The organism is Rhodoferax ferrireducens, from assembly GCF_049302455.1.
Taxonomy (GTDB): domain Bacteria; phylum Pseudomonadota; class Gammaproteobacteria; order Burkholderiales; family Burkholderiaceae_C; genus Rhodoferax; species Rhodoferax ferrireducens_B.
In genome coordinates, this window is record NZ_JBAQMD010000091.1 from 1 (window position 1) to 24,771 (window position 24,771).

At 60.9% G+C, this 24,771-nt stretch carries 20 protein-coding genes and 1 pseudogene; 5 read left to right on the plus strand and 16 right to left on the minus strand.

The genetic code is table 11. The features are described from left to right. The first annotated feature begins 209 nt into the window (after positions 1–209). Complete coding sequence (htpG, locus tag WA157_RS15645; RefSeq protein ID WP_422621846.1) at positions 210–2,201, plus strand: molecular chaperone HtpG; 1,992 nt, start codon at positions 210–212, stop codon at positions 2,199–2,201. A 206-nt stretch (positions 2,202–2,407) separates the two neighbouring features. Here htpG and WA157_RS15650 read toward each other — a convergent pair whose 3' ends face one another. The 6 genes from WA157_RS15650 to WA157_RS15675 form a co-directional block, all read right to left on the minus strand. Then, the gene (locus WA157_RS15650) at positions 2,408–3,712 is read right to left on the minus strand and encodes a dihydrolipoamide acetyltransferase family protein (protein WP_422621847.1); all 1,305 of its coding nucleotides are present in this window, start codon (positions 3,710–3,712) and stop codon (positions 2,408–2,410) included. 1 nt (position 3,713) lies between these two features. After that, positions 3,714–4,751, minus strand: a complete 1,038-nt coding sequence (locus WA157_RS15655; protein ID WP_422621848.1) for an alpha-ketoacid dehydrogenase subunit beta — start codon at positions 4,749–4,751, stop codon at positions 3,714–3,716. Between the two features lie 2 nt (positions 4,752–4,753). Further along, positions 4,754–5,989, minus strand: a complete 1,236-nt coding sequence (locus tag WA157_RS15660; RefSeq protein WP_422621849.1) for a 3-methyl-2-oxobutanoate dehydrogenase (2-methylpropanoyl-transferring) subunit alpha — start codon at positions 5,987–5,989, stop codon at positions 4,754–4,756. Between the two features lie 195 nt (positions 5,990–6,184). Then, positions 6,185–6,994: an ABC transporter permease gene (locus WA157_RS15665; protein ID WP_422621850.1), complete on the minus strand. Its 810-nt coding sequence runs from the start codon at positions 6,992–6,994 to the stop codon at positions 6,185–6,187. Between the two features lie 8 nt (positions 6,995–7,002). Further along, positions 7,003–7,926 (minus strand): ATP-binding cassette domain-containing protein, encoded by a 924-nt coding sequence (locus WA157_RS15670; protein WP_422621851.1) that lies wholly within the window; start codon positions 7,924–7,926, stop codon positions 7,003–7,005. Positions 7,927–7,971: 45 nt separating this feature from the next. After that, positions 7,972–9,141, minus strand: coding sequence for an ATP-binding protein (locus WA157_RS15675; protein WP_422621852.1), 1,170 nt, complete (start codon positions 9,139–9,141; stop codon positions 7,972–7,974). Between the two features lie 122 nt (positions 9,142–9,263). Between WA157_RS15675 and purT the strand changes: the two genes are divergently transcribed. Next, entirely contained in the window at positions 9,264–10,490 is a 1,227-nt protein-coding gene (gene purT, locus WA157_RS15680; protein ID WP_422621853.1) for a formate-dependent phosphoribosylglycinamide formyltransferase, read from the plus strand. 87 nt (positions 10,491–10,577) lie between these two features. On the opposite strand, the gene WA157_RS15685 is transcribed toward purT, so the two are convergent. The 3 genes from WA157_RS15685 to WA157_RS15695 form a co-directional block, all read right to left on the minus strand. After that, entirely contained in the window at positions 10,578–10,790 is a 213-nt protein-coding gene (locus WA157_RS15685; protein ID WP_422621854.1) for an IS66 family transposase, read from the minus strand. A 149-nt stretch (positions 10,791–10,939) separates the two neighbouring features. Then, positions 10,940–11,389 carry an SRPBCC family protein gene (locus tag WA157_RS15690; protein WP_422621855.1) on the minus strand — a complete coding sequence of 150 codons (450 nt, stop codon included), beginning with the start codon at positions 11,387–11,389 and terminating at the stop codon, positions 10,940–10,942. Between the two features lie 141 nt (positions 11,390–11,530). Beyond that, on the minus strand, positions 11,531–11,935 hold the full coding sequence (locus WA157_RS15695; RefSeq protein ID WP_422621856.1) for a nuclear transport factor 2 family protein: 405 nt from the start codon (positions 11,933–11,935) through the stop codon (positions 11,531–11,533). Between the two features lie 222 nt (positions 11,936–12,157). On the opposite strand from WA157_RS15695, the pseudogene WA157_RS15700 reads away from it, so the two are divergent. After that, positions 12,158–12,447, plus strand: a pseudogene (locus WA157_RS15700) (IS110 family transposase); the annotation flags it as partial. A 231-nt stretch (positions 12,448–12,678) separates the two neighbouring features. On the opposite strand, the gene WA157_RS15705 reads toward WA157_RS15700, so the two are convergent. After that, positions 12,679–13,284 carry a methyltransferase domain-containing protein gene (locus tag WA157_RS15705; protein WP_422621857.1) on the minus strand — a complete coding sequence of 202 codons (606 nt, stop codon included), beginning with the start codon at positions 13,282–13,284 and terminating at the stop codon, positions 12,679–12,681. A 93-nt stretch (positions 13,285–13,377) separates the two neighbouring features. Then, entirely contained in the window at positions 13,378–14,871 is a 1,494-nt protein-coding gene (locus WA157_RS15710; RefSeq protein WP_422621858.1) for an AMP nucleosidase, read from the minus strand. Between the two features lie 67 nt (positions 14,872–14,938). On the opposite strand from WA157_RS15710, the gene WA157_RS15715 reads away from it, so the two are divergent. Together WA157_RS15715 and gshA are read left to right on the plus strand one after the other, a co-directional pair. Continuing rightward, a complete protein-coding gene (locus WA157_RS15715) occupies positions 14,939–16,378 on the plus strand; it encodes a serine hydrolase domain-containing protein (protein ID WP_422621859.1) in 1,440 nt (479 codons plus the stop codon). Between the two features lie 103 nt (positions 16,379–16,481). Continuing rightward, complete coding sequence (gshA, locus tag WA157_RS15720) at positions 16,482–18,038, plus strand: glutamate--cysteine ligase (protein WP_422621860.1); 1,557 nt, start codon at positions 16,482–16,484, stop codon at positions 18,036–18,038. A 6-nt stretch (positions 18,039–18,044) separates the two neighbouring features. On the opposite strand, the gene WA157_RS15725 is transcribed toward gshA, so the two are convergent. From WA157_RS15725 to WA157_RS15745, 5 genes are all read right to left on the minus strand, one after another. Continuing rightward, the gene (locus WA157_RS15725; RefSeq protein ID WP_422621861.1) at positions 18,045–20,021 is read right to left on the minus strand and encodes a putative bifunctional diguanylate cyclase/phosphodiesterase; all 1,977 of its coding nucleotides are present in this window, start codon (positions 20,019–20,021) and stop codon (positions 18,045–18,047) included. Between the two features lie 42 nt (positions 20,022–20,063). Further along, positions 20,064–20,753 carry a response regulator gene (locus tag WA157_RS15730; protein WP_422621862.1) on the minus strand — a complete coding sequence of 230 codons (690 nt, stop codon included), beginning with the start codon at positions 20,751–20,753 and terminating at the stop codon, positions 20,064–20,066. A 24-nt stretch (positions 20,754–20,777) separates the two neighbouring features. Beyond that, positions 20,778–21,806: a sensor histidine kinase gene (locus tag WA157_RS15735; protein ID WP_422621863.1), complete on the minus strand. Its 1,029-nt coding sequence runs from the start codon at positions 21,804–21,806 to the stop codon at positions 20,778–20,780. 175 nt (positions 21,807–21,981) lie between these two features. Next, positions 21,982–23,133, minus strand: coding sequence for a M14 family metallopeptidase (locus WA157_RS15740; RefSeq protein ID WP_422621864.1), 1,152 nt, complete (start codon positions 23,131–23,133; stop codon positions 21,982–21,984). Between the two features lie 118 nt (positions 23,134–23,251). Beyond that, complete coding sequence (locus WA157_RS15745; RefSeq protein WP_422621865.1) at positions 23,252–24,592, minus strand: anaerobic C4-dicarboxylate transporter; 1,341 nt, start codon at positions 24,590–24,592, stop codon at positions 23,252–23,254. Between the last annotated feature and the right edge of the window lie 179 nt (positions 24,593–24,771).

Genomic DNA, 24,771 nt, shown 5'->3' on the forward strand with positions numbered 1-24,771 from the left:
GCTGGCGCCTGCTCCCGGCCTTTTCAATCCGTGCGCAAGGGTGACGCGGCCAATGGCGCCTGCCACCGTCGTCGCCGTCACGGCAATCGACACTAGATGAACCCTTCACCACTCACAGCTCTTGAAAGTGATGGGCATCGCCCATAATTGAAGGTTGGCGGCGCCGATCCCAGGGCGCCGGTTTCATTTGTTAGACCTTCGAACCCAAAATGACCAAACAAACCCTTTCCTTCCAGGCCGAAGTGGCCCAGTTGCTGCACCTCGTCACCCATTCGCTGTACTCCAACAAGGAGATTTTCCTGCGCGAGTTGATCTCCAACGCATCGGACGCCTGCGACAAGCTGCGTTATGAGGCCATCAACGACAGCGGCCTGTATGAAGACGCGCCCACCCTCGAAGTGCGCGTGTCGTTCGACCCGGCGGCCAAAACGCTCACGATCTCCGACAACGGCATCGGCATGAGCGCACAGGAAGCCATTGACCACCTGGGCACCATTGCCAAGAGCGGCACCAAAGATTTTGTGAGCAAGCTCAGCGGCGACCAAAAAGCCGACTCGCAGCTCATTGGCCAGTTCGGCGTCGGTTTTTACTCCGGCTTTATCGTTGCCGACAAGATCACGGTCGAGTCGCGCCGCGCTGGCATGAAAGCCACTGAAGGTGTGCGCTGGATCAGCGGCGGCGCCGGTGACTTTGAAGTTGAAACCATAGACCGCCCGGCACGCGGCACCAGCGTCATCCTGCACCTGCGCGACGACGCCATGGACTATTGCAGCGCCTGGAAGCTCAAGAGCATCATCAACAAGTATTCAGACCACATCAGCCTGCCCATTCTGATGGAAAAAGAAGAATGGAAAGATGGCGAACTGATCAACCCGAGTGACGAAAAAGGCGGCCGCCAGCCCGGCGGCATGGTCAAGACCGGCGAGTGGGAAACCGTCAACAAGGGCAACGCCATCTGGGCGCGCGCCAAGAAAGACATCACGCCTGAGCAGTACACGGAGTTCTACAAACAGATCAGCCATGATTTTGAGGCGCCGCTGGCCTACACCCACAACCGGGTCGAAGGCAGCACCGAATACACGCAACTGCTCTACCTGCCCAGCAAAGCGCCGATGGACTTGTTCAACCGCGAGAAGTCTGCGGGTGTGAAACTCTATGTCAAGCGGGTTTTCATCATGGACGACGCCGAGGCGCTCTTACCCACCTACCTGCGCTTTGTCAAGGGCGTGGTCGATTCAGCGGACCTGCCACTGAACGTGAGCCGGGAGCTGCTGCAGGAAAGCCGCGACGTCAAAGCCATCCGTGAAGGCTGCACCAAACGCGTGCTGGGCATGCTGGAAGATCTGGCCAAACACGACAAGCTGCCGGCACCTTCTGCCGACGGCGGGACGGACCCCACCGCAGGGGTTTCCGATGTCTTGAGTGAAGAAGACAAGGCCAACGAAGGCAAGTACAGCAAGTTCTACGCTGAATTTGGCGCCGTGCTGAAAGAAGGCCTGGGCGAGGACTATGCCAACAAGGACCGTCTGGCCAAGCTCTTGCGTTTTGCCAGCAGCAGCACCGACACTGTGAGCGTCAGTTTTGCCGACTACAAGGCGCGCATGAAGGAAGGCCAGGAAGCCATCTACTACATCACCGCCGATACCCCGGCGGCGGCCAAGAACAGCCCGCAACTCGAAGTGTTCAAGAAAAAGGGCATTGAAGTGCTCTTGATGACCGATCGCGTGGACGAATGGGCGCTGAACTACCTGCAGGACTTTGACGGCACGCCGCTGCAGTCCGTGGCCAAGGGCGCGGTCGACCTGGGCAAGTTGCAAGACGAGGCCGAGAAGAAAGCGGCTGAAGAAGCGGCTGAAACCTTCAAGCCCTTGCTGGCCAAGCTGAAAGAAGCGCTCAAAGACAAAGCCGAAGACGTGCGCGTGACGACCCGGCTGGTCGACTCGCCCGCCTGCCTGGTGGTGCAAGACCACGGCATGAGCACCCAACTGGCGCGTATGCTCAAGCAAGCGGGTCAGGCCGCACCGGACGTCAAACCGGTGCTGGAAGTCAACGCCGAGCACCCGCTGGTGAAAAAGCTCGATGGCTCGGTGCACTTCAACGACCTGGCGCACATCCTGTTCGACCAGGCCTTGCTGGCCGAAGGCGGCCTGCCCGCTGACCCCGCGGCTTATGTGAGACGGGTGAATGCCTTGCTGGTGTGATTCTTATATAAGAAACAAGGCTCTAGCCCCCGTCACTACTGGGTTATATGCTACTTAAATAGTAGCAATCCAAGCGCAAAAAGCCCCGCAGTCAAACCGACTGGCGGGGCTTTTTTAGGGGCGCTTGCGTGTCGGCGGCAATCTGCTGCTGTTCAACTCAGTCAGTCTGACGCGGCGTTGCCCCGTGCTTGTTATCGTGCCGTCAGCTACGCCACCAGCAGCGTGCCCGGGCATTCCAGGTAGCCGCGCATTTTTTGGATGAATTCGGCCGCGTACATGCCGTCCACCACCCGGTGGTCGAACGATGACGACAGGTTCATCATCTTGCGCGCCACCACCAGCCCACCTCTGATCATGGGCCGCTCAACGATGCGGTTGGTGCCCACAATGCCCACTTCGGGGTGGTTGATCACCGGGGTGCTGACAATACCCCCCAGCGCGCCCAGGCTGGTCAGGGTGATGGTGGAGCCGCTCAAATCCTCGCGCGCGGCCTTGCCGCTGCGGGCGGCTTCGCTGGCGCGCAGCACGGCGCTTGCTGTGGCCCACAGGTCCAGCGTTTCGGCGTGGCGGATCACCGGCACCATCAGGCCGTTGCTGGTCTGGGTGGCCATGCCCAGATGCACGGCCGAATAACGGGTGACCACACCGGCATCGTCGTCATAACGGGCGTTCACCTCGGGGTGCTCACGCACCGCCAGCACCATGGCGCGGATCAAAAACGGCAACAGGGTCAGGCGGCCCCGCGTGGCGCCGTATTGGGTGTTCAAGCGCGCCCGCAGGTCTTCGAGTTCCGTCACGTCGATTTCTTCGACATAGGTGAAATGCGGAATGCGGCGTTTCGCCTCCTGCATTTTTTGCGCGATCTTGCGGCGCAGGCCAATCACGGGGATGGCCTCTTCGCCGTCGCGTTGCGCGTAGCGCTGATCGGCCCGGGCCCGCTCGGATGCGTGCCCGCCACGCTTGGCGTGGGCATCCAGATCGTCTTGCGTGATGCGCCCGGCCGGGCCGGTGCCTGTGATGGTGCCCAGGTCAATACCCAGTTCCCAGGCCTGCCGCCGCACCGCGGGGGCGGCAATGGACAAGGCGCCACGGGGTCGGGCAACCGGTGCTGTCGCGGTCGGCGCAGGTTGGGGCACGGCGACGGTTGCCAGCGCTGGTGCCGGGGTTTTGGCCGCAGGGGCAGGTGCAGCCGCGGGTGCAGCCACAGCCACAGCAGCTGCTGGCGCGGGCGCTGGTACGACCGCTGCATCGGCGGCGGGCTGAGCCGAACCTTGCACTTCAATGTGGATGATCTCGGTGCCCACCGCCACCACCTGCCCTGCCGTGACGTTGAGCGACACCACGGTGCCCGCCACCGAGGACGGGATTTCGACCGTGGCTTTGTCGGTCATCACGTCGGCCAGGATCTGGTCCTCGGCGACCACGTCGCCCACCTTCACGTGCCAGACCACCAGTTCGACTTCGGCAATGCCTTCGCCAATATCGGGCATCTTGATCGTTTGAATGCTCATCTCAGGCCTCCATCACACGTTTGAATGCCGCTGCAACCCGCGCTGGCCCGGGGAAATACGCCCACTCCTGCGCGTGCGGGTAAGGCGTGTCCCAGCCCGCCACACGCTCGATCGGGGCTTGCAGGTGGTAAAAACAATGTTCCTGAATCAGGCTTGAGAGTTCAGCGCCCAGCCCGTTGGTGCGGGTCGCCTCATGCACGATCACGCAGCGGCCGGTCTTTTTGACCGAGGCCACCAAGGTGTCGAGGTCCAGCGGCCACAGGCTGCGCAGATCGATGATTTCAGCGTCCACCCCGCTCTCGTTCGCCGCCGCTTCGGCCACATAGACCATGGTGCCGTAAGCGATCACGGTCAGCGCCGACCCCGGCCGCACGACCGCCGCCGAGTCCAGCGGCACGGTGTAGTAACCCTCGGGCACCAGGCCCAACGGGTGTTTGGACCAGGGCACCACCGGCTTCTCGTGGTGGCCATCAAACGGGCCGTTGTAGAGCCGCTTGGGCTCCAGAAAAATAACCGGGTCGTCGTTCTCGATCGAGGCAATCAGCAGCCCTTTGGCGTCATACGGATTGGACGGCATCACGGTGCGCAGGCCGCAGACCTGGGTGAACATGGCCTCCGGGCTCTGGCTGTGGGTTTGCCCGCCGTAGATGCCGCCGCCACACGGCATGCGGATGGTCATCGGGCAGGTAAAGTCACCGGCCGAGCGGTAACGCAAGCGCGCCGCCTCCGACACGATCTGGTCGGTGGCGGGGTAAACATAGTCGGCAAATTGAATCTCAACCACCGGGCGCAGGCCGTAGGCGGCCATGCCAACGGCCGTGCCGACGATGCCGCCCTCGGAAATGGGGGCATCAAACACGCGCTGGTTGCCGTATTTCTGCTGCAGACCTTCGGTGCAGCGGAACACGCCGCCAAAATAGCCCACGTCCTGGCCATACACGACCACGTTGCTGTCACGCGCCAGCATCACATCCATGGCGGAGCGCAGCGCCTGGATCATGGTCATCGGCGTTTTGTCGGGAATGTTGTTGTCCGTCATGATCAAGCTCCCAACTCTTCGCGCTGCGCGCGCAAGTGCGCGGGCATGTCTTTGTAAACGTCTTCAAACATCGCTTCCAGGCGTTGCGGGCGGCCGTCGGCCAGGGTGCCGTAGCGCTCGGCCTCTTTCTGCGCCGCTGCGACCCGCGCTTCGAGCTCTTTTTGCGCCGCTTCGTGCTCGGCATCCGACCAGGCACCGAGTTTGATCAGATGCTGCTTGAGGCGCGCAATCGGGTCGCCCAGCGGAAAGCGTGCCGCGTCGTTGGCCGGGCGGTACTTGCTGGGGTCGTCCGACGTGGAGTGCGGTCCGGCGCGGTAGGTCACCCACTCAATCAGCGTCGGGCCAAAGTTGCTGCGCGCACGCTCCAGCGCCCATTGGGAGGCGGCATAGGCGGCCAGAAAATCATTGCCATCAACGCGCAGCGAGGCAATGCCACTGCCAACACCGCGCGCGGCAAAGGTGGTGCCTTCGCCCCCGGCGATGGCCTGAAAGGTGGAAATCGCCCACTGGTTGTTGACCACGTTGAGAATGACCGGCGCCCGGTACACATGGGCAAAGGTCAGGCCGGTGTGAAAGTCAGCTTCGGCGGTGGCGCCGTCGCCGATCCAGGCCGAGGCCACCTTGTCATCACCCTTGATGGCCGAGGCCATGGCCCAGCCCACCGCCTGAATCACCTGCGTCGCCAGATTACCCGAGATCGAGAAGAAGCCTTGCTTTTTGCTCGAATACATCACCGGCAGCTGGCGCCCCTTCATCGGGTCGCGCTCATTTGAATAGAGCTGGCAGATCATGTCCACCATGTTGTTGTCTTCGCGCGCCAGCAGCAGGCCTTGCTGGCGGTAGGTCGGAAAGCACATGTCACCCTCGCCCAGCGCCAGCGCGTGGGCGGTGGCAATGGCTTCTTCACCCAGGCACTGCATGTAGAACGACATTTTTTTCTGCCGCTGCGCGATCAGCATGCGGGCATCGAAGGCACGCGTGAGCATCATGGCGCGCAAACCCCGGCGCAACAGCGCCACATCAACGTGCGGCGCCCAGGGTCCCACCGCCTGGCCCGCGTCATCGAGCACGCGGATCAGCGCAAAGGCCAGATCACTGGTTTGAGCGGCCGCCACATCCACCGGGGGGCGGCGTTTGGAACCGGCAGCTGAGAGGGGAAGATAAGAAAAATCGGTGTCATGGCCAGGTCGCCCGGTGGGCTCCGGCACATGCAGATGAAGGGTTTCGCGTTTGGGCATCGGTAGGTCTCCTTGCAAGATTGTGTCCTGCATTAGATAGTCTGTAAATTCAGCTCAAAAAGCCGGTCGGGTAACCGCACGCTGAGCCAACAATGCAGCAATGCCCACGGGATCACCGCAGGCATTGCTTGGGGTGTGAAGCATAACGGATTTTTGCTTGATCGCCCCCGAAACACGCCAGGCCGGGCAGCCGCCCTAGCCCCGAAACCGCTTGCGCGTCAGCGCCAGCGCGATCCAGAAGCCAGCCACCGTGTACACCACCAGCACCAGCACATGACGCAAGACATGCGTCGGCCACTGGTCCATGAACAGGGGGCGCACCAGTTCGACGGCGTTGGTCAGCGGCAGCCAGCTCGATATCGTGCGCACCACCACAGGCAATTGCTCCAGCGGGAAAAAGATGCCGCTCAGGAACATCATGGGTGTCAGAAACAGCGTGAAGTAGTAGGTGAAAAAGTCGTAGCCCTTGGCTAACGCGTTGAAAATCAGCGCAATACAACTGAAGGTGATGCCCACGCCCAGCAGCACCGGCCACGCCACCAGCAGTTTGGGTGAATAGCTGATGCCCAGGGCCAGCATCACGCCCAGAATGGCCGTCACGGTGAACAGCGCCTTGAACGCCGCCCACAGCATCTCGGCCAGCACGATGTCGTCCAGGTTCACCGGTGCATTCATGATGCCGTCCCAGGTTTTTTGCACATGCATGCGCGAAAACGCCGAGTACAGCGCCTCAAAACTGGCCGCCTGCATGGCGCTCATGCAGATCGAGCCGCTGGCCAGAAACAGGATGTAGGGCACCGGCGTGCCGTCGACGCTGACCTTGCCGACCAGCGCGCCCATGCCGTAGCCAAAAGCGACCAGCCACATCAGGGGTTCGGCGATATTGCCCACCAGACTGGGAATGGCCAGCTTGCGCCAGACCAGCAAATTGCGCAGGAATACCGGCCACCAGCGCATTGAGAGTTCGGGCGCGCGCCAGACTGATTGATGGACTGGGGTGTTCATTTGAGTACTCATGCCTCCTCCCTGATCTGGCGGCCGGTGAGTTTGAGAAACAAATCCTCCAGATTGGCCGGGCGGTGCAGCGTACGCAACTGCGGGTAAGCGGCCAGGGCTTGCAGCAGCGGTTTGGCGTCAAGCGTATAGAAAAACACCGTCTCGCCACTCACCTCCGTGCGCGCCGCCAGGGCTTTGAGTGGCGAATCCGCCAGCGTCAGTGCGCCTGCGCCAAAGACCTCGACCACGTCGGGCTCCAGATACTGGGCAATCAAATCGCGCGGCGCCCCTTCGGCAATCTTCTTGCCATGGTCCACTACCAGCAGCCGGTTGCACAGTCGCTCGGCCTCGTCCATGAAGTGCGTGGTCAGCAAGATCGATTTGCCTTCAGCCAGCAACAACTGCAGGCGCTCCCACATCAGGTGGCGCGCCTGCGGGTCCAGCCCGGTGGTGGGCTCGTCCAGCAGCAACAGGCGCGGGTTGTTGACCAGCGCACGCGCCAGACTCAGGCGTCGCTTCATGCCGCCCGAGAGCTCACCCGGTTTGGCGTTCGCCTTGTGGGTCAGAGAAGCAAACTGCAGCAGCGCCGGCACGCGTTCACGGATTTGCGCGTCTCTCAATCCGAAGTAGCGGCCATAGACCAGCAGGTTCTCGGCACACGAAAAGTCGGGGTCGAGCGTGTCCATCTGGCTCACCACGCCCAGCTGCGCCTTGATGGCCAGCGCGTCGCGCGGCATGTGCAGGCCAAATGCGGTGACCAGCCCCTCATCGGGCACGGTCAGGCCCAGACACATGCGGATGGTGGTGGTTTTGCCCGCGCCGTTGGGACCGATCACGCCCAGGCACTCGCCCGGCGCGATTTCAAAAGACATGTCGCTCACCACCGTGGTGTCAGCGTAGCGCTTGACCAGATGTTGGACAGAAAGGATGGATTCACTCATGGGCGGAATTGTCGCTGAGCTTGGCAGGTCTGGCCGCTTGCACGGTCAGCCCAATTGAGACAAGTTGTCTGCCAACTCCCGCAGCCCAATCGCCTGCACGTCTTCACTGATGGGAAAACGTTCTGAACCCGCGTGAACCACAAAGCGCTTGGCGGGTTTGATGTCTTCGCAGGCTTCATAAAAGCCCCGGCCAGGTTTGGCGGCGCGGCTGCGTTTGACTTCAATCGCCCAGCGCTCACCGCCCGGCAGCTCCAGCACCAGATCAATCTCGGCCCCGCCGGACGTGCGGTAAAAGCCTGGGACGCTTAACACGGGCGCCGCGTTGATCAGGTTTTCAATCACAAACCCCTCCCAGCTCGCCCCCACCACCGGGTGCCCCAGCAAGGAATCCCTGTCTGCAATATTCAGCAGCGCATGCAGCAAACCCGTGTCGCGGATGTACACCTTGGGGGACTTCACCAAACGTTTGCCTACATTGACATGGTAGGGCTGCAGGCGGCGCACCAGCAGCAAATCGACCAATAGATCGGTGTAACGGCTGACCGTCTGGCTGCTCACCTCAAGACCCGCTGCCAGCCTTGACGCATTGATCAATGTGCCCTGGTTATGGGCCAGCATGGTCCAAAAGCGGCGCAGGGTTTCAGCGGGCACGCGTGAGCCAAACATCGGCACATCGCGCTCAAGGTAAGTGCGCAGCAAGTCTTTGCGCCAGCTCAAAGATTGCTGCTCATCAGATGCCAAAAAACTATCGGGAAAACCACCACGCACCCACAATTTCTCAGTGACCTCAGGGGGCACTTCAGACACGGTTAAAGGTGTCATGTCCACGTAACTGATGCGCCCAGCCAGGCTTTCGCCGCTTTGGCGCATCAAGTCGAGCGATGCCGAACCCAACAACAAAAACCTGCCCGTGCGCAAGCCTTTGCGTCGCCCTTGGTCAATCAAACCGCGCAAGGTCAAAAACAGGTCTGGCACCCGGTGGATTTCGTCCAGAATCACCAGCCGGTCTTCGTAGGCCGACAAAAAGGCGGCGGCGTTGCTCAGCTTGTCACGCTCGGCAATGTCTTCCAGGTCAAGATACAAGGCGCCTTGGGCTTGGCCCACCATCAGCGCAAGCGTGGTCTTGCCCACCTGACGTGGGCCCATCAGCGCTACAGCGGCTTGGTGAGACAAAGCTTGACGGACGATTCCAAAGGCTTTTCTGTCTAACATCATTGCAAATTTACCATACGATGGTGATTTTGCATAGAAAAATCTCCGATGATGTTCGTGCCTTCCCTTCATAAAATGAAAGATATTTTTCCCCATTCAATCGGACGCGGCAACGCGCAAACCTCATGACCACACTCGGCACGCCACTCTCCCACCACGCCACCAAAGTCATGCTGCTCGGCAGCGGCGAACTCGGCAAGGAAGTGATCATTGCGCTGCAGCGTCTGGGGGTGGAAACCATTGCGGTGGACCGCTACAACCACGCGCCCGGCCAGCAGGTGGCGCACCACGCCCGCACCATCACCATGAGCGACCCGGCGCTGCTCAAGGCCTTGATCCAGGCGGAAAAGCCCGACCTGGTGGTGCCCGAGATTGAAGCCATTGCCACCCCGATGCTCGAAGTGCTGGAAGCCACCGGCGTGGTGCGCGTCATCCCCACCGCGCGCGCCGCGCGCCTGACCATGGACCGCGAAGGCATTCGCCGCCTGGCGGCTGAAACGCTGGGCTTGCCCACCAGCCCGTACCAGTTTTGCGACTCCTTTGAGGAACTGCAAGCCGCCATCGAAGGCGGCATTGGCTACCCCTGCATCGTCAAACCGGTGATGAGCTCATCGGGCAAGGGGCAAAGCAAAATCAGTGGCCCAGCCGAAGTACGAAAAGCCTGGGACTACGCCATGGCCGGTGGCCGCGTCAGCCATGGCCGCGTCATCGTCGAGGGCTTCATTGACTTTGACTACGAGATCACCCTGCTCACGGTGCGCGCCAAGGGTGCCAATGGCCAGATCGAAACCCATTTTTGCGAACCCGTGGGCCATGTGCAGGTCAACGGCGACTATGTGGAAAGCTGGCAGCCGCACCCGATGCACCCGGCGGCCCTGGAAAGAGCGCGCCACATTGCCAAGACGGTGACGGATGACCTGGGCATCGCTGTGGACGGTCAAGCCTCGGGCCTCGGGATTTTTGGCGTGGAGCTGTTCGTCAAGGGCGAGCAGGTCTGGTTCAGCGAAGTCAGCCCGCGTCCGCACGACACCGGCCTGGTAACGCTCACCACCCAGTGGCAAAGCGAATTTGAACTGCACGCCCGCGCCATTTTGGGCCTGCCGGTGAACACCGCGCTGCGCAACCCCGGTGCCAGCGCCGTGATCTACGGCGGCGTTGATGCCAAAGGCATTGTGTTTGATGGCGTGGACGAAGCCCTGCGCGTGCCCGGCACCGACTTGCGCCTGTTTGGCAAGCCCGAGAGCTTTGTCAAGCGCCGCATGGGCGTGGCGCTGGCCGCGCATACCGACGTTGAGCAAGCGCGAGTCAATGCCAAGCTGGCAGCGTCGAAGGTCAAGCCGCGCGCAGCGTGAGTTTTTTGCTATTTAATTGATAGCTACTCAGGCTTATTAGACGGGGGCTAGAGCCTGATTTATCATAAATTTAGGTAACTACTCAGCTCAAGTAGCGAAGCGAGGCTGAATTGTCTGGCGGTTAAACACGCTGACCAAGCAGGCAAACAGCTTGGCCTTTTGCTTGTTCATGGTTGCCAAGTGCGAGCGGATGGTGAAGAACGTATCGACGCCGTGCTCAGTTCCAAAGCAGCCCGATATCTTTTGCTTCACCTTCGCCATGCGCAGCGCCTGCTCGGCCAGGTTGTTGGTGATCGGCACAGGCCTCCCAACTAAGCGCCTTGCTCCACTGCTTCTGCAACTCGTCAAGCACTTCAGGGAACCAAACTCGGGTGGAATCGCCAGAAGGCATTTCGGTTAACGTTCGACTCAAGCGGACCGCCGTTGGCGGGAAGTCCATATAGGAATGGCTAGGCGGCACTCTTTCCATTCTGAACCTCAGCGGCAAGGCGGTCGAGATTCTGCTCATTGGCCGAAGCCACGAACTCGGCGATTCGCTCGTAGTGCTCTCGGGTGTCGAAGGTCTGTCGCCACGTCACCTCCGTGCCGCCATGAATCGGCGCCAGCTCTATGGTGAGCAAGAAGTGATGCCCGTTGAGATGCTCGATCTCGAAGACTTGATCGTCGACGATACGCGTGAAACGGCTTTCATTTGGATAGTCCTTGCCATCCGGTCCGTGCATCGTTAAGAGCCACGTTCCACCGGACTTGAATTCAAACTGCTGAATCGTGTTGGTGAATCCAGTCGGACCCCACCATCTGGCAACGCGAGTGGGATCGCTCATTGCGGCGAAGACCTCGGACGGGCTGGCGGCGAGCAGTCTGCGCCTTGAGTCTGAGCGGATTTCGATTGGCTCCATTTGACGCCTTTCACGGGTGCTGCGGTGGTTGGTGCCGCCTAATGTTCGACATGAGCGACAGATTCGGGCTGGCGAAGCCCGCTCGAAGACGTCCGCTCGATGGAGGGGGTGGGCGTCATGAGGTCAGGCGCACAAGCGGACTCAGCGCTTTGGGCTACCAAGAGGCGGACGGTTCTTGCGGTAGGAGTTTTTCAGCGCGATCTTGCCGTCTCGAAAGGTGAACAGATCACAACCATGGACTTCGACGCGAGTGCCGTCCGCCCGCGTTCCCGTGAATATCCACTCGGAAACTCCTCTGTCTCCATGGACAAAATGGCGGGCGCTGCCCCAGTGAGCATCGGGAAAGGTCGTCCAGACTTCAGCGAAGGCGGCCCGCACTGCCTCACGGCCCGCGTACCGGGTGCCGCAGACGTCTGGACCTGCAGAGGCTTCAAAAACACAGTCATCACTCATGAACGACATGAGGGCATCGACATCGTGGCGATTCCACGCATCGGCAAAGGCTTGCAAGACCTCGGTGGCGACCTCTGCAATCACGTTCGACATGACTTGACCCCTTTCGGCTCGCGCCCCGACGATGATGCTCCCGACGCCCAACGAATGAAAGGGACTTCCCCGTCCCATGCGAGCCGCGCGTCTTTCGAGTTGCGGTTTACGGCATCAACGTGCCACGATGGAGAGATCAAACTTTTAGCTCCCACGTAACTTGAGTACAAGTTAGTCTGTACTGAAACTTCGTTTTCATCAACTCACCTGAGAGGGAAAATCATGGCCATTATCACTATCGGAATCGATCTCGCCAAGAACGTTTTTGCCGTGCATGGCGTAAATGAGTCGGGTAAAGCTGAACTTGTAGACCCGCGAGTTCATCAAATTTGACCACTCCATTCGCCTGATGGCCCCCAAGTTTGTTGCACCTTACCGCATGAGCGGAAAACGCGGCAAGAACGACGCGGCGGATGCCGCAGCAATCGCGACTGTTCGTGCATCGTGCCCGCCAGGGCGATGTGGAGCAGCACACCGCGCTGATCAACCGCATTCGCGGCTCATTGTCTGAGCTGTCGCCTTCCGCTGCGGCTCGATCACACTGACAGGACAAATTGCGCCCCTTCAACTGCCGGCTGTCGAACAGGCCCACGTCAATGCAAGCTGGGCGCCTCCAAGGTGAAGCCACACGCAGCGTGAGTTCTTTGCTATCTAATTAATAGCTGCTCACGCTTATACAACGGGGGCTAGAGCCGTATTTTTCATAAAATTCCACGGCCATCCGGGGGCTCTGCCGCTGCCCGTCACGGCGCGTCCTTGACCATGAAGCATGCCATCTGGGTGGAGCTCCCCCGCGCCGGGTCGGGCGGGCCGAGGTCGGTAAAGCTGACCGTGTAGTCGTGGCGCTGGGCCACGCCACCCGCCCAATGCTGAAACTGCGCGCGGGTCCACTCAAAGTGGTGGCCCGGGTGGCGTTTGCGCCCGGCTGCCATGCCGTGCAGCAGGTTGTATTCCTGGTTGGGGGTGGTCACCAGCACCAGGCGCGGGTGCATAGTGGCAAACACCGCGCGCTCCACCCGGGGCAGGTGGCCAGGGTCAATGTGCTCAATGGTTTCCAGCATCACGGCGGCGTCGAAGCCAATGAGCTCGCGATCCACCTCCTCGAACGAGCCCAAGCGCACGCTCAGCCGTGGGTCGGGTCGCAGCCAGTCCAGGCCCAGCGCAAAACGCGCATCGGCCAGCGCGCGCTCGTCGATGTCGATACCCAACAGCCGCGCAAACTGCGCGTGTCCACGCAGGCGCAGCAGCAGCTCACCCGGTCCGCAGCCCAGGTCAAGGACGCTGGTCGCGCCGCTACCCAGCAGTTCGCGCACCACCGTATCCAGTCGCTCGTCGTGCAGGGAGGTCACCAAAGCTCAGTGCCCTCGTGTGGTGACGCTCATGATCTCACCCCTCTCAAGCGCGGCTTGATCCCTTTTCAGTACTAAAAATTTGTGTGGCCATCACTGGAACGCCACCTCGGCAAAGCTGCGCAGCTTGCGGCTGTGCAACTGGTCCACGCCCTGCTCGCGCAGCAGCTCGATGGCCCGCATGCCAATGCGCAGATGCTGATCCACCCGTTCGCGGTAAAAATGGTTTGCCATGCCGGGCAGCTTGATCTCGCCGTGCAGCGGCTTGTCGCTCACGCACAGCAAGGTGCCGTAGGGCACGCGGAACCTGAAACCATTGGCGGCGATGGTGGCACTTTCCATGTCCAGCGCCACGGCGCGGCTCTGGCTGAAGCGGCGCTGCGGACCGTTGTCAGGCAGCAGTTCCCAGTTGCGGTTGTCGGTGGAGGCCACGGTACCGGTGCGCATGATGCGTTTGAGCTCCGGACCCTTGAGCTGCGTCACCTGCGACACGGCGGCTTCCAGCGCCACCTGAATTTCGGCCAGCGCCGGAATCGGCACCCACAAGGGCAGCTCCTCGTCCAGCACATGGTCTTCACGCACATAGCCGTGTGCCAGCACGTAGTCGCCCAACTGCTGCGTGTTGCGCAGGCCGGCGCAGTGGCCGAGCATGATCCAGGCGTGCGGGCGCAACACGGCAATGTGGTCGGTGATGGTCTTGGCGTTGGCCGGGCCGACGCCGATGTTGACCATGCTGATGCCGCTGCGGTCGGCGCGCACCAGGTGGTAGCCCGGCATTTGCGGCAGCCGTGGCGGCACCTTGCCCAGCTCGTCTTCTGCGGCCGGTGCGGTTCCAGCGCGGCGCGTGACCACGTTGCCGGGTTCCACGAACGCGATGTATTCGCTCGCCGGGTTGGCCATTTCCTCTTGCCCCAGGCGCACAAATTCGTCAATGTAGAACTGGTAATTGGTGAACAGCACAAAGTTCTGGAAATGCTCGGGCGCGGTGCCGGTGTAGTGGCGCAGGCGGTGCAGCGAATAGTCCACCCGTGGCGCGGTGAACAGCGACAAGGGTTGCGGCTCACCCGGATGCGGCTCATAAGTGCCGTTGGAAATGCTGTCATCCATGGCGGCCAGGTCGGGCAAATCGAACACGTCACGCATCAACTGGCGGCGTTGCGGCGTCAAGGTGCCTTCGATGTGGTCGTTCTCCGCGAACGAAAAATGCACCGGGATCGGCTGTGTGCTGGTGCCGACTTCCAGCTCCACCTGGTGGTTTTTCAGCAGCAGCGTGAATTGCTCCAGGTAGTAGTCGGCGTACAGATCAGGGCGGCTCAAAGTGGTCTCAAAGCGGCCCGGACCGGCCACAAAACCAAAACTCAGGCGGGCACTCTCGGGCGAATGCAGGCGCGAGACGGTGTCGGTCTGGACCCGCACAAACGGGTAGCAGGCGCGCACATGGCCGGGCAGGTCGTCACCGGCCACGAAGCGCTGCATGGCCTCACGCAAGTGGGTGATGTTGGTGTCATAAATTTCACGGACCCGGGCCAGCGCGGCGGCTGGGTCGGTGAAACTGGCGGGGGCAATGAAGGCAGGCAAATAGGACATGAGGCTATTGTCCACGGTCTGGCGCTTCGGGTAGAGTGAGAGCATTTCAGGGCCAACAGGAACTCTTATGGCGCAAGCATCGGGCTGGATCAAACGCGGTTTGCAGATAGGCTCAGGCCTGCTGCTTGCCTTGATGACGCTTGCCATCGTGGCCCTGCTGTACCTGGGCATCCCGCAAAATGCGGCCGGCATGGCCGCCAAGGGTGTCTGTTCCGCCGCCTTTGTGGCCGGACGCCCGTGGCAAAAGATGCTGGCCGATGATGTGCTGCCCGCCAGCCCGGTACTCAGCCTGATCAGCATCGCGGTCGATGAAAATGCCCGCAGCGTGACCGCCAGGTTCGCCGGTCTGTTTGCCCGCCAGGCCGTGCTGATGCCGCACCGGGGTTGTGTGCTGAATGTGACGCCGACCAGCGCCTCCACAGCGGCGGCAATGCCCGCCAAGCCGGATGCCGACAAACCGTGGCCACAGGGAGAGGCGGCGCTGCCCGTTGCGCAATGGAGCCCAGGCGTCGATGCGCTCGCGCTACAGACGACAGTTGACGAAGCCTTTGCCGGCGCAGGCGATCCAAACGCTGCCAATGCCCGCGGTGTGGCGATTATTCACAAGGGGCGCCTGCTCGTGCTGCGCACCGCGCCGGGCTTCTCCAGCCAGACGCCCTTGCACGGCTGGTCGATGACCAAGACGGTCACCGGCATGCTGATGCACAAGCTCGCCGCCGACACGCATCTGTCGCTGGACTCGCCGGTGGTGGACGCCTTCCCGCCAGCGCGCGAGCCGGCCTGGGTCGCCCCCTGGCGCACGGATGGCCGCAAGCGCATCAAGGTGTCGGACCTGCTGTATATGCGCGACGGCCTGGCCAGCACGGAAGACTACCAACCCTGGGGTTCGGTGCCCCATATGTTGTGGGGACAACCCAACAACGTGGCCGCGTTTGCTGCCGCGTCTGCGGCACAAGCGCCGCCCGGCGCGCGCTGGCGTTACCTGAGTGCCACGGCCAATCTGCTGTCTGGCGTGGCACGGGGACGCTTCACCCGCGACGCCGACTATTGGGCCTACCCGGCTCATGCCCTGTTTGAACCGATTGGCGCCACCAGCGCCGTGCTGGAAACCGATACTGACGGCAATTGGGTCGGCTCGTCTTACCTGTGGGCCAGTGCGGGCGACTGGGGCCGCCTGGGTCAGCTGATGCTCAACGATGGCCACTGGGGCGACACCCAGGTGCTGCCACCGGGCTGGCTCCAACGCGCCGCCAGGCCGTCAACAGCGCAAGGCGAAGGCCTCGGCTACGGCGCGCAGACCTGGCGCGTTGGCGACCCAGTGGCAGGCGAATGCCGGGGGCGTGGTCTGCCGGCCGACACCCTGTCCATGAGCGGCCACTGGGGCCAGGTGGTCGCCGTGGTGCCCTCACGCGCGGCGGTCATCGTGCGTTTGGGCTGGACCTTCAAGCGAGGCCAGTTTGACGCCTGCGCGTTTATTGCGGACATACTCAAGACCTTGCCGAAGTGAGCCCTGGCGCGCGCACTGCCGGCAGATTCTCGGCAGGTTTGCAGGCATTGAGTCCAAAAAAACTGCCATACTGCCTGCCGTTTTATAGAGGAAACCAGAGTCCATGTTGAAGTTCACCTGCTGCGATGCAGTCAAGCAATTTTCTGAGCACGCTGCCGCGCCGCTGCTGCGCGGCATCACGCGCGGCTACGAGCGTGAGTGCCTGCGCGTTGACCGCAGCGGCACGCTGGCCCAAACCCCGCATCCACTCACACTCGGCTCCAAGCTGACGCACCCCTGGATCACGACCGATTATTCCGAGGCGCTGCTGGAATTCATCACGCCACCATCGCAAGACCCGGCGTTTCCACTGCAGTTCCTGCGCGACATCCATCGCTACAGCGCGCAGCAGTTGCAAGGCGAATACCTGTGGGCGGGCTCCATGCCCTGTGTGTTGAGTACGGATCAGGCCATCCCGATTGCCGACTACGGCAGCTCCAATGCCGCCCGCTTCAAATACGTCTACCGCGAGGGGCTGGGCCTGCGCTACGGCCGCCAGATGCAGACCATTGCCGGTGCGCATTACAACTGGTCCCTGCCGGCTGATTTCTGGCTGGCGCTGCAAGACTGCTGCAGCACCGGGAGCAGCGGCCAGGCGTTTATCAGCGAGCGTTATTTCGGCCTGATCCGAAATTTTCTGCGTTTTGGCTGGCTGATTCCCTACCTGTTTGGCGCCTCCCCCGCCATCTGCGAATCGTTTCTGCGAGGACACCCTTCGGATTTGCCGGAACTGGTGCCGGGCACCCGCTACGGGCCGTACGCCACAAGCTTGCGCATGAGCGACCTGGGCTACCAGAATCGGGCCCAGGCCAACCTGCACGTCAGCGTCAATTCACTGGCCGAGTACACGCAGGCACTGGAAGCCGCCATTCGCACACCCGACCCCTACTATGAACAGCTTGGCGTGCGCGACGGCGAACACTGGAAGCAACTCAACGCCAATCTGCTGCAAACCGAAAGCGAGTACTACGCTGGCATCCGGCCCAAGCGCGTGGGCCATGATCGCCCGGCCAAGGCCTTGCAACGGGACGGCGTTGAGTACATCGAGATGCGCCTGTTCGACCTCAATCCGTTTATCGACATCGGCATCGCCCCGGAGCAAAGCATCTTTGCCGACGTGCTGTTGCTGATGTGTCTGTTTCGCGACAGCCCGCCCATCACCAGCCGCGAGCAAAGCGAAAACGACGAGAACAAGCACCGCATCGTCAACCACGGCCGTCAACCCGGTCTGCAGCTGCTGGTGCACAACCGCGAACAGCCGTTTCGCTCGCTGGCGCATGAACTGTTTGACGACATGCAGCCTTTTGCCGACATGCTGGACGCGGCCTACGGTGGCCAGCGCTACAGCAGCACCATGCAGGGTTTGCGCACGCGCATTGACCAGCCCGACAGCACGCCATCGGCGCAGGTGCTGGAAGCCGCCCGGACACAAGGGGGGTTTTTCAACTTTGGCATGCAAATGGCCCGGCAGCACACCCAGGCCTTGCAGGCCGAGGCGCTGGATGCGGCCACCACGGCCAAGTTTGTCACCAGTGTGAAAGACTCGCTGCAAGCGCAGCAAAAGATCGATGCCGCAGAGCAAGGCAGTTTTGAAGCGTTTGTGGCGCAGTACTTCGCCTGATGGCGCTTAGCGCCCGCTCAGGAATAATTTCTCAAATTCTGCAGCGGGCACGGGGCGGCTGGTCAGATAACCCTGGAACTGGTCGCAGCCCTGGGTTTCCAGATAGGCCAGCTGCTCTTTGTTTTCCACCCCCTCGGCCAGCACTTTCAGGCGCAAGCTGTGCGCCATGGCAATGATGGCCGTGACGATTTCCATGTCGTCGCGGTGCGCCGGAATATCGTCAATAAAGCGCTTGTCGATTTTCAGCACATCCAGGGGAAACAGCTTGAGATAAGCCAGCGACGAGTAGCCGGTGCCAAAGTCGTCAATCGCCAGGCGCACACCGAGAGCCTTGAGCCGGTCGAGCAGATGGATGGCCTGGGCTTCGCGCTGCATCAGGGCGCTTTCGGTCAGCTCCAGCTCCAAAAACGCCGCCGGATAGCCGGTATCACGCAGCACCCGGGCCACGGTCTGGCTGATGTCACCTTGCAAAAACTGGTAGGCCGAGAGGTTGACCGCCAGGGTGAGCGCGGGCAGGCCCGCCGCGCGCCAGCGCTGACCTTGCTGACAGGTTTCGCGCAACACCCAGTCATCGATTTCGCCGATCAAACCGGTCGCCTCCGCGATGGTGATGAAGCGCGCCGGCGGTACCAGGCCTTCGATCGGGCACTGCCAGCGCACCAAGGCTTCGGCACCGACGATGCGGCCGCTGGGGATGTCCACTTGCGGCTGGTAATACACGCGCAGTTCGCCCTGCGTGATGGCGCGGCGCAAACGCACTTCAATGTCGATGCGCGCACGCGCGGCATGGGTCAGGCTCTCGGAAAAATACGCAAACCGGCCGCGCCCCTCTGTTTTGGCCTGGTACAGCGCGCTATCGGCCTGTTGCAGCATCAACTCGGGCGTGAGGCCGTTGTCCGGATAAATACTGATGCCCACACTCGCCCCAATGCGCACTTCAACGCCGCTGGACAAGCCATAGGGCTCGCTCAAGACACGGATGATGTCATTGGCCACCCGCGCCGCCTGTTCGGCCCCGTCCACGTCTTCCATCAACACCGAAAATTCGTCGCCGCCAAAGCGGCCGACCGTGTCGATGGTGCGCACCTGCTTGACCAGCCGGGTCGCCACCAGCTGCAATAACTCATCACCCACCAGATGACCAAAACTGTCGTTGATGTCCTTGAAACGATCCAGATCAAGCATCAGCAGCGCCAGATGCGTGCCGTCGCGCTGCGCCAGCTCAATGCCGTGCTGCAGCCGTGACAACAGCAACAAGCGGTTCGGCAGGCGCGTCAAGGGGTCGTGGTGGGCCAGGAAATCGAGCTCCAGCTGCGAACTGCGCAGTTTGGACAGGTCGGTCAACACCGCCACGTAATTGCAGACCCTGCCGGTGTGGTCCCTGATCACGTCGATGCTGATCAACTGCGGATAAATCTCGCTGTTTTTGCGGCGATTCCAGACTTCACCCTGCCAATGCCCGCTGATGTTGATGCTGTCCCACATCGCCGCGTAAAACGCGCTCTCATGCCGACCCGAGCGCAGCAGCGCCGGCGTTTGGCCAAGAACGTCAGCCGCGCTGTACCCGGTGATCTCAGAGAACGCGGGGTTGATGCGCACGATGCGCTGCGCGCTATCGGTCACCATCAGCCCTTCACGGGTGCTGTCAAACACCGTGTCGGCCAGATGCAATCCAAGGTCCGCCGTCTTGCGCTCGGTGATGTCGCGCACACAAATCACGTAAGCCGGTTGTTTGTCCCAGGTGATGGGGGCCGAGCGCAACTCGGCCCAGCCAATGCCACTGGGGCGAATCAGGTTGATGTCTTGACGGGTTTCGCCGGCGTGGATCGGCACGGCCAGATATTTACCCACAATCTCGCCACGCTCGAACAGGCGTTCGGCGCTTTCATTGGCATAAAGCACCACGCCGTGCTGATCCACCACCACAATGCCATCGCTGATGGTGGTGAGAATCAATTGAAAGTTGATCAGATTTTCTGTCATGGCAACGCTTCTGGCTGCGCCAGTGAACCGGGCAGTTGCCCCTTACAAGACAACGGTGCCCGCGCCGTGCCCATTTTCGGCCGTGATGGCCGACAGCACCGAATGCATGCGCGACAGATCGCCCAGCAGTTTGAGCACCGGCTCCGGCACCTCGCGCACCAGCATCGGGGTGGCGAAGACATCCTTTTCCAGGGCTTTTTCAGGCATGCCCAGCACCTCGACCACGTTGAGCACCCAAAAGCCCGCCCGGTACGTGGCGGCCAACACGCTGCTGAGCTGATCGACAACTTTTTGAATCTCGGGGTTGACCGACACCACATACAGGGTCAGCGAGATCCTGTGGCTGTCTTTGCTCACATTGCTGAGGCTGCGCACCGAGCGTGCAATGTGCCGTATCTGGGTGGACGACAGCGGCTTGTTGGCCAACTGAAAGGTCATGCCTTCGGCTTGTGCCTGCTTTAAATCGTCAAGATACTCCTGCGAGAAGGCAGTGACGACGTAGATGTTGAACGTGGGGTCCATGGCCAGCAGACGGCGCATGGTCTCAACCCCATCAATCCCGGGCATTTTCAGGTCCAGAAAAATCAAATCCGGACGTTGTTCTTTGGCCATGGCGATGCCTTGCAGACCGTCTTCGGCCACGCGCACCACACAGCCGATCTCGCCGAGCACCAGTTGGAACGAGCCGCGCACGGCCGCATCGTCGTCGATCACCAGAATAGTTTGTGTCATTGTGCTTGTCTCATTCCAACGTGTTTATTTTGGGCTGAATGTTAGCCGGAAACAGCAGCCTGACTCCGGCAAGTTGTCGGTACTGATGCTCCCACCCACCTCCTGCATCAGATGCCTGGATACCGACAGACCCAGACCCGTGCCTTTGCCAACCGGCTTGGTGGTAAAGAAGGGGTCAAAGATTTTTTCGCGAATTTCATCGGGGATGCCGGGCCCGTTGTCACAGACGGACAGGATGACCTGGCTGCCTTCAAGCCGGGCGCTGATGGTGATGCGCTGCTGGGTCTGCCCGGCCATCGCATCGCGGGCGTTGAGCAGCAAATTCACCAGCACTTGTTGCAGGCTGCCCGCGCTGCATTGGATGGGCGGCAGGTCTGGCGGCAAATCAATCCGAACCTGCACGGCATTTTTTGTCAGCTCACTTTGGAGCAAGTCAACGGTCTTGTTAACCGTTGGTGGCAGGTCACAGCGTTCTTGCTGGCCTGCGTCAGGTCGAACGAATATCAGCATGTTGGATACGATCTTCTTGATCCGGTCAATTTCGTGCAGCGCCTTGTTCAGCACCTCTTTCGAACTGACGTCGCTCGCTTTGTCTCTGGCGTGCTCAACGTAATTCATGACACCCATCAAGGGATTGTTGATCTCATGGGCCACACCACCCACCATGGTGCCCAGGGCCGAAAGCCTTTCGATCTGAATCATGTGTTCGCGATTTTCAAGCTCCTGGCGTGCCCGCTCCAGTCGCAGCGCGTCTTCCTGGCGCAACAGGACCAGGGCCCGCTGCTGGTCGTGGTTGTGCTGCGCCAGCGCAATTTGTTGATCCTGCAAGGGAAGAAACACCAGCAGATAAAGAGCGGGTACTTTGATCAGAATCAAAGCCATGACGGCGGCCACCGCCCACAAGGAATCGCTTGCCTTGCTGCCCGGCATCGACTCCAAAACAACGTTCATGCCCAGATGGATAAACACCTCAGCCGCGATGACCACCAGCACCAGCCGGATGACCACGCCAAGCGGGCTCAGACCTGTTTTTTCGAGAATTATTTTGCCCATCAGCGGCTCCGGATGACTGCTCGAAAGTTTATATTAAAAATGGCTATAGCCCCCGTCAGATAAGGCTAATAGGCTACTAATTCTATAGCTGTTTAAGATGACGCTGGGGCTGCCGGCGCGGCACCATGGACCTGTCTCCTGTCAAGACAAGGCGCCCAGCGAAGCCGGTCAAAAATCAGCGCAATTGATCGACCACAGCCAGCACCGGCAGCAGCACGCTGGCGCCGAGCTTTTTGGAGCGTTCGCCATTCCAGCCGACCCCGGCATCGGGCAGATTGGCGTTGTCCTTGAACGGCATCTCGATGGTGAGGGCCAGGCAATCAAAGTTCTGCCCGACCCAATTCGTCGCCAGCGTCGGGTTGGCCTGCCCGCTCGGCGTTTGGCCGTAGCCTTGCGCGGTCTGGAAATCGGGGCAGGTGGCGAGCCACGCCGCTTTGAAGCTGTTTTCCAGCGTTTCAAGTCGGGGCGTGTAACCAGGGTTGCCTTCGCAGCCAGCCACAAAGTTGTAAGGCAAAGCCTCATCACCATGGGCATCCAGACACAGATCAACGCCCACCTGTTGCATCTTCTGGCGCACCAGAAACACTTCGGGCGACTTTTCCAGGCAGGGCGCAGCCCACTCCCGGTTCAGGTTGGCACCCGCCGCATTGGTGCGCAAATTGCCACGCACGGCGCCATCGGGGTTCATGTTCGGCACCACGCAAAAGACACACTTGTCGAGCAGCACGCGCGCCACCGGATCAGCAGGGTCAAGCAAACGCTGCAGAAGACCCTCGACAAACCACTCGGCCATGGCTTCACCGGGATGCTGGCGCGCAATCAGCCAGACTTTCTTTTTCTGCGCCAGCGACGTTGCAGCGGTGGCGTCGGTGATGTGCAGCAGCGTCATGTCGCGACCGTCCAGCGTGCCGCCCAGTCGCTCTTGCGTGACGTGCCCACAGCGCGCCACCGAGGCGATCAAATCCAGATGACGCTCAAAGGAATAAGGTTCAAAGTAAGCAAAATAGATGCATTGCGTCTCGGGCGTGAAGTCAAATGACAGAACCTGCCCGTCAAATTGGGTGTCGATGCGAAACCAGCGCTGGCGGTCATAACTGGCCACCACCCGGTAAGCCTCCCAGCCCTTGGGATAGGCCGATTGACCCGCGTTGAGAAAACGCACGCTCAAAGCCACACCGGCCGCGCCTTGCAATGAAAAATGAAACCACTGCGCAAAGTCACTGGCGTTGTCGCGGCGGATATGGAGTTGAATATCTTGCGGGTCCGCCAGACTCAGCACCTCGATGGCGCCGGAGTCGAACTGGGTTGAAATGTGCAGTGGGGTCATGGTCTGGGTCTGTGGCGTTGCGTCAATTGATTTTGACACGGCCCGGTTCGCCGTCGCGCGGCCAGCGCAGGCCCAGACCGGGGCCCACGGCAGTGGGCCGTTGGTCCCGTGGCAGGCCTCAGATCAAGCCGTAGGCAGAGGCCAGCAAATAGCCCACCAGGCAGGAGGTGGAGACACCGATCAGTCCGGGCAAGATGAAGCTGTGGTTGATCACATATTTGCCGATGCGGGTGGTGCCTGAGCGGTCAAACTGGATCGCGGCCAGATCACTCGGGTAGGTCGGCAAGATGTAGTAACCATAAGAGGCCGCGGCAAAAGCGACGATGTAGCCCGGTGGTACGCCAATGGCGAGCCCGACCGGCACCATGGCACTGATGGCAGCGGCTTGCGAGTTGACCAATTTGGACACCAGCAGCAAAGCGATGGCGTAGGTCCAGGGTTGCGTTTTAACCAGCTCGGTCAGCGCTTCCTTGAGTTCTGGCAGGTGTGCTTCAAACACGGTGTCGGCCATCCATGCGATACCAAACACCGCTACCACGGCAATCATGCCGGCGCGAAACACTTCGGTCTTGCCAATGATGGAGGGATCGGTCTTGGTAAAGATGATCATCAAGGCACCGGCCAACAGCATGAACATCTGAATGGTGAGCACCATCGACAGCGGCTTGCCGCCTACCAGCGGTCGCAGGGCTGGAAAGGCGCCCAGACAGGCCACGATGGCAATGGAGCCCAGGAAAATCCACATGGCTGTCCATTGATCCCTGGTGAGGATTTTGCCCATCAATGAGGCGCTTTCGCCATAGATGATCTCGCGCTGCTCGGGGTCGGCAATGCGTTTTTGGAATTCCGGGTCATCGTCCAGGTCCTTGCCGCGGAACCAGCTGAAGATACCGATCAACAGCACACCGGCCAGCGTGGAGGGAATGGTGATGGACAGCACCTGGACGAAGTCAATGACATGCCCATCCACCGGCGCCTTGGCCAGAAAGGCCACCAAGGCCACCACCGCCACCGAGACTGGACTGGCCAGGATACCCATCTGGCTGGAGATGGATGATGCTGCCATCGGGCGCTCGGGCCGGATGTTGTTCTTGATGGCAATGTCGTAAATGATGGGCAGCATGGTGTAGACCACGTGGCCGGTACCACACAGAATAGTCAAAAAGCAGGTGGTGAACGGCGCCAGGATCGAGACGTATTTGGGGTTGCGGCGCAGCATTTTTTCAGCGCCCTTGAGCAGCACTTCCAGCCCGCCGGAGGCTTGCAGCGTAGCCGAGGCAGCCACCACGGAGATGATGGTCAGCATCACATCCACGGGCGGCTTGCCGGGCTTGAGCCCGAACACAAAGGTCATGATGACAATGCCGATACCGCCGAGCAGACCGAGCGCGACGCCACCTTTGCGCGCGCCATAGAACAGGCATATAAGAATGACTGCGACTTGCAGGAGAATGTCCATGGTGAGGTTCTCGAGTTAGTGAAGATGAAAATGTAATTCATATTATGGTAAACCCTAAGCCGGACGAGCCGGAACCAAACAAGTAATACCATGCCACTTCATAGCTAACGGGGCACGATCATGGAAACACAACTGCTCAATCGTTACGCGGTCAACATGCACGGTGTGCTGTCGTGCTA